The sequence below is a fragment of the Pseudomonas sp. LS-2 genome (genome assembly GCF_003605735.1).
Classification (GTDB): Bacteria; Pseudomonadota; Gammaproteobacteria; order Pseudomonadales; family Pseudomonadaceae; genus Aquipseudomonas.
Map to the genome: position 1 here is coordinate 91,005 of NZ_QXTJ01000001.1, position 13,750 is coordinate 104,754.

Genomic DNA, 13,750 nt, shown 5'->3' on the forward strand with positions numbered 1-13,750 from the left:
AGTCCCGATGGCGCCTGAGGGCGCCATTGAGCCTTAACCCTACTCAAAGAGGACTCCCATGCGTCTTATCCGCATGTTGTTGGTATCTGCACTGGCTTTTTCCGCTATTCCGGCCCATGCCGACAGCAAGGACGTGGCGCGCCTGACCCAACTGCTGGAAAACTCGAAGACCCTCAGCGGTCGTTTTTCCCAGCTGACCCTGGACGGCGGCGGCACCCAGCTGCAGGAAACCTCGGGCGAGATGACCCTGCAGCGTCCTGGCCTGTTCTACTGGCACACCGATGCGCCGCAAGAGCAACTGATGATTTCCGATGGCAAGAAGGTTTCCCTGTGGGACCCGGATCTGGAGCAGGTCACCATCAAGACCCTGGATCAGCGCCTGACCCAGACCCCGGCCTTGCTGCTGTCGGGTGACGTGTCGAAAATCAGCGAAAGCTTCGACATCACCGCCAAGGAAGCTGGCGGCGTGATCGACTTCGTGCTCAAGCCAAAATCCAAGGACACGCTGTTCGACAACCTGCGTCTTTCGTTTCGCAACGGCATGATCAACGACATGCAGCTGATCGACAGCGTCGGCCAGCGCACCAACATCCTGTTCACCGGCGTCAAGGCCAACGAGCCTGTCGCGGCGAGCAAATTCCAGTTCCAGATCCCGAAGGGCGCTGACGTCATTCAGGAATAAGAGGTTTAAGCGTCGTAAATGGACCTGTTCAGCAGCGAACCGATCGCTCAACCCCTGGCCGCACGCCTGCGGGCGACCAACCTGGATGAGTACGTCGGCCAACAGCACCTGCTCGCTCACGGCAAGCCCTTGCGTGAAGCGCTGGAGCAGGGCGCGCTGCATTCGATGATTTTCTGGGGCCCTCCTGGCGTCGGCAAGACCACGCTGGCGCGGTTGCTGGCGAAAGTCTCCGATGCGCATTTCGAAACAGTGTCTGCGGTGCTGGCGGGTGTGAAAGAAATTCGTCAGGCCGTCGAAGTCGCCAAGCAGCAGGCCGGGCAATATGGCCGCCGCACCATTCTGTTTGTCGACGAGGTGCACCGCTTCAACAAGTCGCAGCAGGATGCGTTTCTGCCTTACGTCGAAGACGGCNGCGTTGCTGTCCCGCGCCCGGGTTTACGTGCTCAAGAGTCTCGATGAGGCAGCGCTGCGCCAGCTCGTAGACCGCGCACTGACAGAAGAGCGAGGTTTGGGCAATCGTCACCTGACGTTGGGCGACGAAGCCTTCAGCACTCTGCTGGCCGCCGCCGATGGCGATGGCCGGCGCATGCTCAATCTGTTGGAGAATGCCTCGGACCTGGCCGAAGATGGCAGCGAGATCGAACCCGAGCTGTTGCAAAGCCTGCTGGGCGACAGTCGTCGCCGGTTCGACAAAGGTGGCGAGGCGTTTTACGACCAGATTTCCGCGCTGCACAAATCCATTCGGGGCTCGAACCCAGACGCGGCGTTGTACTGGTTCGCACGGATGATCGACGGCGGTTGCGATCCTTTGTATCTGGCGCGCCGCGTGGTGCGCATGGCCAGCGAAGACATCGGCAATGCCGACCCGCGTGCGCTGCCGCTGTGCATGTCGGCGTGGGATGTGCAGGAACGGCTCGGCAGCCCGGAAGGCGAACTGGCTGTGGCTCAGGCCATCGTTTATCTGGCCTGTGCACCCAAGAGCAACGCGGTGTACATGGGTTTCAAGATGGCGATGCGCGAGGCCACCGAACATGGCTCGCTCGAAGTACCGCTGCATCTGCGTAATGCGCCGACCAAGTTGATGAAGCAACTCGGTTATGGCGAGGAATACCGTTACGCCCATGACGAGCCGGACGCCTATGCCGCCGGGGAAGACTACTTCCCGGACGAACTTGAACCGCGTCAGTATTATCAGCCGGTGCCGCGTGGCCTGGAGCTGAAAATCGGCGAAAAGCTCAAACACCTGGCGGCGCTTGATCGCGCCAGTCCCCGTCAGCGGAGAAAATAGTGATTCAGTTGATTCTTGCCGTGTCCGCCGGGGGCGTGGCTGGTACATTATTGCGCTTCGCCACGGCCAACGTTGTCGCTGCGAACTGGCCACGCTATTTCTACACGGCAACGCTGGCCGTCAATCTGGTGGGGTGCCTGCTGATCGGCTTGTTATACGGGCTGTTCCTGATTCGCCCGGAGGTGCCGATCGAGTTGCGTGCCGGCTTGATGGTGGGCTTTTTGGGTGGTCTGACGACGTTTTCGTCCTTTTCGCTGGACACGATTCGTCTGCTGGAAAGCGGTCAGGCACCCCTGGCCATTGGTTACGCCCTGATCAGCGTACTCGGCGGGCTGCTCGCGACCTGGGCTGGCCTGTCGCTGACCCGAATTTAATAGACCCGAATTCTTTAAACGAGAGAACGATATGCTCGATTCCAAACTGTTACGTACCCAACTTCAGGACGTAGCGGATCGCCTGGCTTCCCGTGGCTTCACACTGGACGTGGCCCGCATCGAAGCGCTGGAAAACCAGCGCAAGACTGTGCAGACCCGCACTGAGCAGCTTCAGGCCGAGCGTAACGCCCGTTCCAAATCCATCGGTCAGGCCAAGCAGCGTGGCGAAGACATCGCGCCGTTGATGGCGGACATCGACCGCATGGCCGAAGAGCTGAGCGCTGGCAAGAAAGAGCTGGACAGCATTCAGTCCGAACTCGACGCCATGCTGCTGAGCATGCCGAACCTGCCCCACGAATCGGTGCCGGTCGGTGCCGACGAGGATGAGAACGTCGAGGTGCGCAAATGGGGCACGCCAGCCTCGTTCGACTTCGAGGTCAAGGATCACGTCGCGCTGGGCGAGAAGTTCGGCTGGCTGGACTTCGAAACCGCCGCCAAGCTGTCCGGCGCCCGTTTCGCCTTGCTGCGCGGTCCGATTGCCCGTCTGCATCGCGCCCTGGCGCAATTCATGATCACTCTGCACATCAACGAGCACGGCTACGAAGAGGCTTACACGCCTTATCTGGTGCAGGCGCCTGCACTGCAGGGCACTGGCCAGTTGCCGAAGTTCGAGGAAGACCTGTTCAAGATCGCCCGCGAAGGCGAAGCCGATCTGTACCTGATCCCGACGGCCGAAGTGTCGCTGACCAACATCGTTTCCGGTGAAATCCTCGACGCCAAGCAGTTGCCGTTGAAATTCGTCGCCCACACCCCGTGCTTCCGCAGTGAAGCCGGTGCGTCGGGTCGTGACACCCGCGGCATGATCCGTCAGCACCAGTTCGACAAGGTCGAGATGGTGCAGATCGTGGAGCCGGAAAAATCCATGGAAGCCCTGGAAGGCCTGACCGGCAACGCCGAGCGCGTTCTGCAATTGCTGGAGCTGCCATACCGTGTGCTGGCGCTGTGCACTGGCGACATGGGTTTCAGCGCCGTGAAAACCTACGACCTGGAAGTGTGGATCCCGAGCCAGGACAAATACCGTGAGATCTCGTCGTGCTCCAACTGTGGCGATTTCCAGGCGCGCCGCATGCAGGCCCGCTGGCGCAACCCGGAGACCGGCAAGCCTGAACTGGTTCATACCCTGAACGGTTCGGGACTGGCGGTCGGTCGTACCCTGGTGGCCGTGCTGGAAAACTATCAGCAAGCCGACGGTTCGATTCGCGTGCCGGAAGTGCTGAAGCCGTGGATGGGTGGCATCGAGGTCATCGGCTAAATGGAATTCCTGCCACTGTTCCACAACCTTCGGGGCGCCCGAGTATTGGTGGTGGGCGGCGGCGAGATTGCCTTGCGCAAGTCTCGTCTGCTGGCCGACGCCGGTGCTGTCCTGCGGGTGGTTGCACCCGAGATCGGAACAGAGCTGCGCGAGCTGATCGGCAGCAGCGGCGGCGAACAGATTCTGCGCGGCTACAGCGAGGCGGATCTGAACGGTTGTGTGCTGATCATTGCCGCCACCGACGACGAACCGCTCAATGCTCAGGTCTCGGCCGATGCTCGCCAGCGTGGCGTGCCGGTCAATGTGGTGGATGCGCCTGCGCTGTGCAGCGTGATATTCCCGGCCATCGTTGATCGTTCGCCCTTGGTGATTGCGGTGTCCAGCGGCGGCGATGCGCCGGTGTTGGCGCGCTTGATCCGGGCGAAAATGGAAAGCTGGATTCCGCCGACCTACGGCCATCTGGCAGGTCTGGCGGCGCGCTTTCGTCATCAGGTCAAGAAGCTGCTGCCCAATGTCCAGCAACGCCGGGCGTTCTGGGAAGAGGTGTTTCAAGGCCCTATTGCTGATCGGCAACTGGCCGGGCAGGGCGCAGAAGCCGAGCGTCTGCTTCAGGCGAAGATCGACGGCGAAGCGCCTCCGGCCACCGGCGAGGTGTATCTGGTGGGCGCAGGTCCTGGCGACCCGGATTTGCTGACGTTCAAGGCATTGCGACTGATGCAGCAAGCGGACGTCGTGCTGTACGACCGTCTGGTTGCGCCTGCGATCCTTGAACTGTGCCGTCGCGATGCGGACCGGATCTACGTCGGCAAGCAGCGCGCCGAACACGCCTTGCCGCAGGACCAGATCAACCAGCAACTGGTCGCGCTGGCCAAACAGGGCAAGCGCGTCGTGCGGCTCAAAGGCGGCGACCCGTTCATTTTTGGCCGTGGCGGCGAGGAAATCGAAGAACTGGCAGCTAACGGCATTCCCTTTCAGGTGGTACCGGGCATTACCGCTGCCAGTGGTTGCGCGGCTTACGCCGGGATTCCCCTGACCCACCGCGACTACGCGCAGTCTGTGCGCTTCGTGACGGGACATCTGAAAGACGGCACCAGTGATTTGCCTTGGAAAGACCTCGTTTCTCCTGCTCAGACCCTGGTCTTTTACATGGGGCTGATTGGCTTGCCGATCATCTGCAGCGAACTGATCAAGCACGGTCGTTCTGCCGATACCCCGGCGGCTCTGATCCAGCAAGGCACGACTTTCAATCAGCGCGTCTTCACCGGCACGCTGGCCAACCTGCCACAACTGGTCGCGGAGCATGAAGTGCATGCGCCGACGCTGGTCATCGTAGGGGAAGTGGTGACGTTGCGGGACAAGCTGAAGTGGTTCGAAGGGGCTCAGGCTGGGGTTTGATCAGCGGATAACGATTTGAATCGCTGATTTTGCTTCTGCCCGGAGGGCGTGGGAGTTCAGCTTGCTGACGATCTGTCGGGAACCGGCAGTAAAATCAGGCGCTCGGCAGTAGCAGGTACATTGCGTTCGCTAATTTTGCTGCCGGTCCCCGGCAGATCGTCGGCAAGCCATACTCCCACGCCTTCGGCAGAATCAGGACTGCAAACGATCAGATCAAGCGTTGTTCAAAATACCTTTCCCGCTCAGGCGCGCGCGATCATGGGCCCCGCTGAAATCCTGCTCCGGCCCTTTCGGCACAACACCGGTCGGGTTAATGGTCGCGTGGCTGGCGTAGTAGTGGTGCTTGATGTGAACGAAATCCACGGTCTCGGCCACCCCCGGCAGCTGATACATCTCGCGCAGCCAGTTGCTCAGGTTCGGATAGTCAGCGATGCGGCGCAGGTTGCATTTGAAGTGGCCGTGGTACACCGCGTCGAAACGGATCAGCGTGGTAAACAGGCGCACGTCGGCTTCGGTCAGGTATTCGCCTGACAGATAGCGCTTCTCGCCCAACAGTTTTTCCAGCGCGTCGAGTTCGGCAAACACCTCATCGAAGGCTTCTTCATACGCGCCCTGTGAAGTCGCGAAACCCGCGCGATAGACGCCGTTATTCACCGCCGGGTAGATCCGGTCATTCAGGCGATTGATCTCGGGACGCAACGCCTCGGGATACAGGTCCAGGTGATTCCCGGTCAGATCGTCAAACGCCGAGTTGAACATGCGGATAATCTCCGATGACTCGTTGCTGACGATACGCTGCAGTTTTTTGTCCCACAGCACCGGCACTGTCACGCGCCCGGTGTAATCCGGGGTGTCGGCCAGATAGCGCTGATACATGAAGGTGTGACTGTCGAGGGGATCGCCCGTCGAGCCGGTCTGCTTGTCGAAGGTCCAGCCGTTTTCACGCATCAACCAACTGACCACAGACACATCGATCAGGCTTTCCAGCCCTTTGAGCTTGCGCACGATCAAGGTGCGATGCGCCCATGGACAGGCCAGCGACACATAAAGGTGATAGCGACCGGCTTCGGCTTTGAAGCCGCCTTCGCCCGATGGGCCAGGGCGGCCATCTGCGGTCACCCAGTTGCGGCGTTTGGCTTGTTCGCGCTGAAACGCCCCGTCTTTGCTGCTTTCGTACCACTGGTCTTGCCAGCGTCCTTCAACGAGAAGGCCCATGTCTGACTCCAAAGTGTGTGTACTGATGTACGTTGGAGATCAGTCTAAAGACAATCGTTCGAACGAATAGCGCAAAGACTCGGGAAGAATGATCGGTTAAATCGATGGGTCTCGGTTTACCCAGTACGCTTCTGCCCGTTCGAAGGCTTCAGCGCGCGGCATGCCGAGCCCTCTGAGTGCCAGTGCCATGGTCGAAATCAGCGCCAGTTGCGGGTAGCTGTCTTCGACTTCGCCTTTCCAGATGCCGACGAGCTGTTGCGGGTCGAGAGTCGCAGGTTTGACGTGACGCCGATCCGACAGCGCCGGCCATTCTTCATCCCAAGGCTGACCGTCGGTGGTGCCGTAAAGATGGCTGATGGTGTCTGGATTGATTTCGACTTCACCGCCGTCGCCCTTGATGACGATGGCGTGATCGCCCAGCAGGCTGCTGGCGTCGCGATGAACGGCCTGATAGCCGGGATGGAAGATGCTCTGCAAACCGCAACGCGCATTCAGCGGGTTGAGAATGCGCGCCAGGGAGTGAATCGGCGAGCGCAGTCCCAGCGTGTTACGCAGGTCGATCATGCGCTGCAATTGTGGCGCCCAGTCGCCCAGCGGGATAAAAGCGATGTTGTTTCGTTCCAGCGCTTCCCCCACCGCTTGCCAGTGGCGGCAGAGCGGGATACCCAGCAGATCCAGCAGTTGTTCACTGTAGAGACGTCCGGCAGTGTGCGCGCCGCCGCCGTGCATCAATACCTTCACGCCGTTCTGCGCCAGACATTTAGCGGCCAGCAAGTACCACGGGAGATGGCGCTTTTTCCCGGCGTAGGTCGGCCAGTCGATGTCGACGGCCAGTGGCGGGGCGGTCAGGCGTTCGCGCACGGCTTCGGTAAACCCCGCCAACTCCTCGGGGCTTTCCTCCTTGTGCCGCAGCAGCATCAGGAAAGCACCAAGCTGGGTGTCTTCGACCTTTTCATCGAGCACCATGCCCATGGCTTCGCGGGCTTCTTCGCGGGTCATGTTGCGCGCGCCACGCTTACCCTTGCCAAGAATGCGCACAAACGGCGCGAAAGGGTGCTCGGCGGGCGTTTCAACAACGAGGGGGGCGAATTCGGTCATAAGCAATTGGTCGGCTTTGGCAGGCCCGCCAGCTTGGCGGCAAGTTTGGCGGGAGTGCCGTTGAACAGGCGGTTCAGATGCAGGCTGTTGCCTTTGTCCACGCCCAGCTTCAGCGCCGTGTATTTGACCAGCGGGCGGGTAGCCGGAGACAACTGAAACTCCGCGTAAAAGGCACGAAGCAACTCAAGGATTTCCCAGTGATCGGGCGTCAGCGCGATGTCTTCTTCGAGCGCCAGTGCTTCGGCGACCTCGCTGGACCAGTCGTGCAGATCCTCAAGGTAGCCGTCTTTATCCAGCGCGAGGGTGCGTCCGTCGACGATGATCTGCTTCATAGCCAGGTGTTGACCTTGTCGTACTGCACTGACAGCGCGACGAATCCAGGGTAATCGACGCTTTTTACCCAGTCGGGCAAGGTCAGGTTGCGAGCTTTGGCGTCTTCATCGAGGACGAACAGCGCAAGGTTTCCGACTTTCGTATCCAGAATCTGTCGAGCCGCCGTGGATGGCGTCAGGGCGTAAGTGGCGTCGCCACACAGCAGGATGGCGTCGTCGCTGCCAAGCAAGCGCAGACAGCTGTTCAGCCGCGGGTCGGTGTAAGGGGAGTGAGATAACACGTGCAAGGTCGACATCAGATCGTAATCACTTGGTCGTAACGGTCAATGAGCGTGGCGATCTCCTGATCACGCAGGACCTGGAGCGCCTCGACATTCAGCTCGGCGGGCGACAGGCCGCGTTCGGCGAGGCTGGCACCGCAGGCGAACAAGTCTTCCACGCCGAACATGGACAAGGCCTGCAAATTGGCAGTGACGTCCTTCTGTTGCAACTGGCTGGCGTTCTGGCTCGGCATCAACTGCAGAACCCCGTCGTCCAAAAACAGCATGCCCAATGGCAGGTCGAACGCGCCGCCCGCCAGTGCAATGTCCAGCGCTTCGCGTGCGCTGGGGCCAGACCAGGGCGACTGGCGGCTGATGATCAAGAGCGACTTCGGCATCTCAAGGCCCTCCAAAGCAGATCAAACGATCCGCTGCCTGTACGGCGTCGTGCAATTGTCCAAGGCCGGACAGATCCCATGGCGCGGCGAGGTTGGCGGCTGGACGCGAATAACGCTCGGCTTCTTCCCCATTGAGCACCCCCCGGCGCAACGCTGCCGCGATACACACCACGCCGTCCAGCTGATTGCCGGCCACGAACGCACGCCACTGCGCCGGGATATCCAGCTCGTCCTGGGGCGTGACGACATTGGAAGACGCGCTGTGCACCCCATCCTGATAGAAGAACAACCTCACGATTTCATGCCCGCCCGCCAGCACGGCCTGGGCGAACTGCAACGCTCGGCGCGAGGAGGGCGCGTGGGCGGGGGAATAGAGGGCGATGGCGAACTTCATGGGCGACTCGGTGAGCGGGCTACAAGAGGGAATGGTGCAATGATAAAGAATTCACGAACGCGAGACAGCAAAAAGCCCGCCGAAGCGGGCTTTTTGTTGAGGCGGGCTGTGAATCAGTCTTTGCTGCTGCCCATGATGCCGAAGATCTGCAGCAGGCTGATGAACAGGTTGTAGATCGATACATACAGGCTGATGGTCGCCATGATGTAGTTACGCTCGCCGCCCTGGATGATGGCGCTGGTCTGGAACAGGATGCACGCCGAGGAGAACAGCACGAAGCCTGCGCTGATCGCCAGTTGCAGACCGCTGATGTGGAAGAACATGCTCGCCAGAACCGCCGCCAGCAGGACGAAGAAACCGGCGGTGATGAAACCACCCAGGAAGCTCATGTCCTTGCGAGTGATCAGTACGTAGGCCGACAGACCGCCGAACACCAGTGCCGTCATCGCGAACGCCGAGGACACGACTTCAGCGCCGCCCTGCATGCCCAGATAACGGTTGAGGATCGGGCCGAGGATGAAACCCATGAAGCCGGTCAGCGCGAACGCCGAAACGAGGCCCCACGCCGAATCGCGCAGTTTGTTGGTGAGGAAGAACAGACCATAGAAGCCGATCAGCACCACGAAGACGTTCGGGTAGCGGACGTTCATCTGCTGCGCGACGAATGCCATGATGCCGCTGAACGCGAGGGTCAGGGCCAGAAGGCCGTAAGTGTTGCGCAGGACGCGGCTAACCTCTAGCTGCTCGACCTGCACGCGGTTGTTGACTGTGTAATCCTGTTCGCGCATGGCGCTACTCCTGATGTGAAATAAGCGGTTTGAAATCTCAAGTTGCAAAGATCATAACAGAGCGGCGAGGGCACGCGAGCCAGAGAGTTTGACAGCTTGTTTCATTACGGTATTATGGCGCCCGCAACGCGATGGAGGCGTGGCCGAGAGTGGTTCAAGCCAGCAGTCTGAAAGCTGCTGACTGTAACAGGCCCTGAGTTCATACCTCAGGATTTTCTCAGCTAAAGACGACACCTTCTTGATCGAATGCCTCGGGAAATTGGCAGAGTGGTTGAATGCACCGGTCTTGAAAACCGGCGAACGTTAATAGCGTTCCCAGGGTTCGAATCCCTGGTTTCCCGCCAATACTTACACGAAAGCCTCGCGATTGCGGGGCTTTCGTGTTTCTGGGGTTTGGGTGAGGAACGGCGCTTTTTAAGAGGCGTTCCGAAACTTTTGCCCAGGAGCTCCGAGACTTTGCCTAGTCAGATGGCTTGGCGGTGGCTCCAGTACGCCTGTGAACCCGCTTGGTTTTGCTGGACTCAGTGGAGCAGGTGTCCACCGCAGGCGGCTGGTCCGCCACGGCAGAGTGCCATGCTGGGAGAAGGGGCAAAGCTGATGCTGAAGGTAAAAAGCAGAAAATTCCGGTCACTGCGCTGACCGTACCGCGATGCGATGCGATGCGACACGGGAGCGGTCAGAGCGGATCAGTTGTTTGCTAACGGCTCATTTTCAGTTTTGAACAAAACCTTTGCTGCCTGTATTACGGAGGGCCATTCTTCTCTGAAACGGTAACTCAACGTACCTGTATGAAAGGTCGCCGGCAGTGGCTATCAACAGGCCTGCGATCATCAGGGATAGCAGGAAGTTGGGCAGCGTCGGTTCATCAAATTTGAAGTGTACGGCTACCTCTCGCGTGACAAGAATGAGTGGAAGGTGACATAGGTATATGGAGTAGGAACGCGCTCCAATCCACTCAAGAAGAGAACTGGGTAACACCGCGTTCAAAGAAGCTCCGCTGAGCGCAGAGAGTAAACAAAGTCCCGCACCCACTGAAATGGCGGGAATCATGTAAGGTTGCGGTATGTTCAAGGGGGCCAGAAGGCAAATGGCTAACCCAGCCACTAATGTGAGCGCGCTATAAATCGAATTCATGTGGAGGGGGCGCTTTTTAGTCACGATGTACATGATCGCGCCGATCACAAACGCCTGGGGCCGAAATACCCATGGAAATGAAAAGCTTGGAGCAGGCAATGCCGAGAGAATTAACGCGCCTAGCGTCAAAACGATCGCACCCCGCTTAAACCCTAAAACCGCAAATATAATTGTCGAAACGGCGTATAGCTGCCACTCGAGAGAAAGTGACCAAGTCACAGCGTTATAGTCTGCACTACCACATTGCAGGGCGTACTGGATACAGGATGCCCAGTAAATGTTGGACGCCCCCAGGATTCCAGCGACGGCACCCTTGGCGACAAGTACCGTATTGGTATCTGCTGTGCTCGTCGTGAACGTGGACACTACGACCGACAGTATCGCCCATACGATGACAGCGGGAAGTAGTCTGGCGACACGTCGCTTCCAAAATAAGGACAGCGCAGCGATTTTAGTTGCTGAGTGTGCCAGGTCGCGGTGAAACGTTTTGCAGATCAAGTAGCCTGAGATGGCGAAGAATATATCCACGCCTGGCCAGAACAGTACATGATTGAAGAGGTCGTTATAGGCAGGTGGGGAGGGGAGTCTGGTGCGAATGTGTTGTGCAATAACCAACATGATTGCAATGGCACGGATAATTTGGATATCCAGATTTTTATCTTTTTCTGAAAGCAATTTATTAGCTCTTTGGTCGCAAATCACTGTGTCAGTGTGGCTGCCTTGGCTCAAGAAGGCCAAGGCTTACGGTCGAAGTTTACATTCTACCCATCGCCCGCTATCAAGCGGGCTTTTTTTATCTGGAGAAACTATGCCACGTATCCTTTGCCGTAAACGACATCCAGAACAGCAGGAAGACGGCGAGCGCAAAAGATGCCGGGAATAGCCAGATGCTTGCCCAGTCGTGCACGCCTGCGGCAGAGAAGTAGTCCGTTACCCGGCCGGCGACCCAGAAACCGATGAGCATGCCAACTCCATAGGTTGCCAGTGTGATCAGCCCTTGGGCGGAACTGCGGAAACGCTCCGAGGATTTGGCGTCGGTGTAGATCNATGCCCGTCAGAAGCATGAAGGCTTGATCGCCATGGCTTCCAAACGCGAACAGCAGATACCGCAACGCCCATGCCAGCATTCCAATCAGTAGTGCGGCTTTGATTCCGAATCGATGAATGAAAATGGGCAACAAGAGCATGAACAGCACTTCGGATACCTGACCAATTGCCATTTTTGCGGTCGGATTTTCGACGCCGATTTCAGATAGAAAAGGATTGGCGTTCTGGTAGTAAAACGCTAGCGGAATGCAGATCAGAATCGAGGCGATGAAGAAGACCAGATAGCCTCGGTCTTTGAGTAATCCTAGCGCGTCTACTCCCAGAAGCTGTTTTAGTCCGCCCGAATGTTCACCTGATTTCAGCGGCGCGGTGTTAGGCAATGTAAAGCTGTAAACACCCAGGATCAACGACGCTATGGCGGACATCAGAAATGTGTTGCGCAGCGCGCCGCCTGTGATCGCCTGCTGCGAGTCCCATGCAAATCCGAAGCTGATGACAAGCCCCGCAATGATCCATCCGATCGTTCCCCAGACCCGAATGCGCGAAAACTCAAGCGCGGGATCCTTCATCTGCCTGAACGCAACGGCATTCACCAAGGCAAGGGTTGGCATGTAGACCATCATGTAGGCCAGGACAAACGGGTAAAAAGCACTGAAGTCGGTGGCGCGATAGAGCTGATAGAGGAGGGCTGCACCCAGCAGATGCAGCACCGCCAGAATCCGTTCGGCATTGAAAAAGCGATCAGCGATCAGGCCTATCACGAAGGGGGCGAAAATGGCGCCCCACGACTGTGTAGAAAACGCCATACCCACCTGCCCACCGGTAGCGGACAACGTCGTGGTGAGAAACGTACCCAAGGTAACGAACCAGCCGCCCCAGATAAAAAATTGCAGAAACATCATTGCGCTCAGCCGCGCGTTCATCCCTTGCATGTCGGTCACCGTTTTATTGTTATTGGTTAGCCGCTCTGATGTCAGTCACCGAGCAACCCGAGCAGACGTCTGTTGGATTGCTCATCGGACGTGACACTGGCGAAGTCGTCGAAAGCGTTCCGGGCCTTATCGATCATGTGTGCCTGAATGAACGCGGCCCCCTCGGCGGCCCCTTGGGCTGAATCCTTCAGGCAGCACTCCCATTCCAGCACTGCCCATCCGGCAAAGTCGTACTGGGTTAATTTGCTGAAGATAGATTTGAAGTCGATCTGTCCGTCGCCCAGCGAACGAAAGCGACCCGGTCTATCGATCCATCCCTGATATCCCCCGTACACACCTGATCGGGCGTCCGGGCGGAATTCGGCATCCTTGACGTGAAACATGCGGATGCGGTCGTGGTAGCGATCGATGAAGCCCAGATAATCCATCTGCTGGAGGAGAAGGTGGCTTGGGTCATAAAGAATTGCGGCACGGGGATGGTGATCCACGGCCTCGAGAAACCGCTCGAAGGAAGCGCCGTCGTGCAGGTCTTCGCCAGGATGGATCTCGTAACACAGATCGACACCCGCTTGCTCGAAACAGTCCAGGATTGGCAGCCAGCGTCTCGCAAGCTCGGCAAACCCCTGATCCACCAGCCCTGCTGGACGTTGAGGCCAAGGATAAACAAAAGGCCAGAGCAGAGCCCCAGAGAATGTTGCGTGCGCTTTCAGCCCCAAGCGTTGGCTGGCTCGCGCGGCGAGTTTCAGCTGGGAAATTGCCCACTCTGTACGGGCCTCGGGTTTGCCCCGTAAATGCGCGGGGGCGAAGTCATCGAAAACACCGTCGAAGGCGGGGTGCACGGCGACCAACTGGCCTTGCAAGTGGGTCGAAAGCTCGCTGATGACAACACCCGCGCTGGCACAGGTGGCGATCAGTTCATCGCAATAATCCTGACTCTCGGCTGCCCGCTCCAGATCGATGAACTGAGTGCCTAGGGTCGGGATTTGAATGGCCTTGTACCCTTGGGAAGCGGCCCATTGTGAGATCGCCGCCAGCGTATTGAAGGGGGCTTGATCGGACATGAATTGCGCGAGAAATATACCCGGGCCTCGCATGCCCACC

The 13,750-nt window shown here is 58.6% G+C and carries 14 protein-coding genes, 1 tRNA gene and 3 pseudogenes; 7 read left to right on the forward strand and 11 right to left on the reverse strand.

Features of this window, described 5'->3' with window-relative positions; genetic code table 11:
• Window positions 1-58 precede the first annotated feature (58 nt).
• From lolA to cysG, 6 genes and pseudogenes are all read left to right on the forward strand, one after another.
• The gene (lolA, locus tag D3M70_RS00545; protein WP_120123463.1) at window positions 59-682 is read left to right on the forward strand and encodes an outer membrane lipoprotein chaperone LolA; all 624 of its coding nucleotides are present in this window, start codon (window positions 59-61) and stop codon (window positions 680-682) included.
• An 18-nt stretch (window positions 683-700) separates the two neighbouring features.
• Window positions 701-1,093, forward strand: a 393-nt coding sequence (locus D3M70_RS32465; protein ID WP_256659649.1) for an AAA family ATPase, incomplete at its 3' end; no start/stop codon positions are given.
• Window position 1,094: 1 nt separating this feature from the next.
• Window positions 1,095-1,970 (forward strand): annotated as a pseudogene (locus tag D3M70_RS00550) (replication-associated recombination protein A); the annotation flags it as partial.
• Window positions 1,970-2,344, forward strand: a complete 375-nt coding sequence (crcB, locus tag D3M70_RS00555) for a fluoride efflux transporter CrcB (RefSeq protein ID WP_065989163.1) — start codon at window positions 1,970-1,972, stop codon at window positions 2,342-2,344. The pseudogene D3M70_RS00550 and the gene crcB, both read left to right, overlap by 1 nt.
• A 31-nt stretch (window positions 2,345-2,375) precedes the next feature.
• A complete protein-coding gene (gene serS / locus D3M70_RS00560) occupies window positions 2,376-3,656 on the forward strand; it encodes a serine--tRNA ligase (protein WP_120123464.1) in 1,281 nt (426 codons plus the stop codon).
• Window positions 3,657-5,051 carry a siroheme synthase CysG gene (cysG, locus tag D3M70_RS00565; RefSeq protein ID WP_120123466.1) on the forward strand — a complete coding sequence of 465 codons (1,395 nt, stop codon included), beginning with the start codon at window positions 3,657-3,659 and terminating at the stop codon, window positions 5,049-5,051.
• A 213-nt stretch (window positions 5,052-5,264) separates the two neighbouring features.
• Here cysG and D3M70_RS00570 read toward each other — a convergent pair whose 3' ends face one another.
• The 7 genes from D3M70_RS00570 to D3M70_RS00600 form a co-directional block, all read right to left on the reverse strand.
• A complete protein-coding gene (locus D3M70_RS00570) occupies window positions 5,265-6,266 on the reverse strand; it encodes a glutathione S-transferase family protein (protein ID WP_120123468.1) in 1,002 nt (333 codons plus the stop codon).
• Window positions 6,267-6,362: 96 nt separating this feature from the next.
• Window positions 6,363-7,364, reverse strand: coding sequence for a glycosyl transferase family protein (locus tag D3M70_RS00575; protein WP_120123469.1), 1,002 nt, complete (start codon window positions 7,362-7,364; stop codon window positions 6,363-6,365).
• Window positions 7,361-7,696 (reverse strand): TusE/DsrC/DsvC family sulfur relay protein, encoded by a 336-nt coding sequence (locus D3M70_RS00580; RefSeq protein ID WP_120123471.1) that lies wholly within the window; start codon window positions 7,694-7,696, stop codon window positions 7,361-7,363. Before D3M70_RS00580 ends, D3M70_RS00575 begins: the two co-directional genes overlap by 4 nt.
• On the reverse strand, window positions 7,693-7,992 hold the full coding sequence (tusB, locus tag D3M70_RS00585; RefSeq protein WP_120123472.1) for a sulfurtransferase complex subunit TusB: 300 nt from the start codon (window positions 7,990-7,992) through the stop codon (window positions 7,693-7,695). Before tusB ends, D3M70_RS00580 begins: the two co-directional genes overlap by 4 nt.
• Complete coding sequence (tusC, locus tag D3M70_RS00590) at window positions 7,992-8,354, reverse strand: sulfurtransferase complex subunit TusC (RefSeq protein ID WP_120123474.1); 363 nt, start codon at window positions 8,352-8,354, stop codon at window positions 7,992-7,994. Before tusC ends, tusB begins: the two co-directional genes overlap by 1 nt.
• 1 nt (window position 8,355) lies before the next feature.
• On the reverse strand, window positions 8,356-8,748 hold the full coding sequence (gene tusD / locus D3M70_RS00595; RefSeq protein ID WP_120123476.1) for a sulfurtransferase complex subunit TusD: 393 nt from the start codon (window positions 8,746-8,748) through the stop codon (window positions 8,356-8,358).
• A gap of 113 nt (window positions 8,749-8,861) precedes the next feature.
• On the reverse strand, window positions 8,862-9,536 hold the full coding sequence (locus tag D3M70_RS00600; protein WP_120123477.1) for a Bax inhibitor-1/YccA family protein: 675 nt from the start codon (window positions 9,534-9,536) through the stop codon (window positions 8,862-8,864).
• 253 nt (window positions 9,537-9,789) lie between these two features.
• Between D3M70_RS00600 and D3M70_RS00605 the strand changes: the two genes are divergently transcribed.
• Window positions 9,790-9,880 (forward strand) — tRNA-Ser (locus D3M70_RS00605).
• 367 nt (window positions 9,881-10,247) lie between these two features.
• Here the strand turns inward: D3M70_RS00605 and D3M70_RS00610 are convergent.
• The 4 genes and pseudogenes from D3M70_RS00610 to D3M70_RS00620 form a co-directional block, all read right to left on the reverse strand.
• A complete protein-coding gene (locus D3M70_RS00610) occupies window positions 10,248-11,345 on the reverse strand; it encodes an acyltransferase (protein ID WP_120123479.1) in 1,098 nt (365 codons plus the stop codon).
• A gap of 118 nt (window positions 11,346-11,463) precedes the next feature.
• Window positions 11,464-11,716: pseudogene (locus tag D3M70_RS32475) on the reverse strand (MFS transporter); the annotation flags it as partial.
• A gap of 1 nt (window position 11,717) precedes the next feature.
• A pseudogene (locus D3M70_RS00615) lies at window positions 11,718-12,649 on the reverse strand (MFS transporter); the annotation flags it as partial.
• Window positions 12,650-12,690: 41 nt separating this feature from the next.
• Complete coding sequence (locus D3M70_RS00620; RefSeq protein WP_120123587.1) at window positions 12,691-13,743, reverse strand: sugar phosphate isomerase/epimerase; 1,053 nt, start codon at window positions 13,741-13,743, stop codon at window positions 12,691-12,693.
• Window positions 13,744-13,750 lie beyond the last annotated feature (7 nt).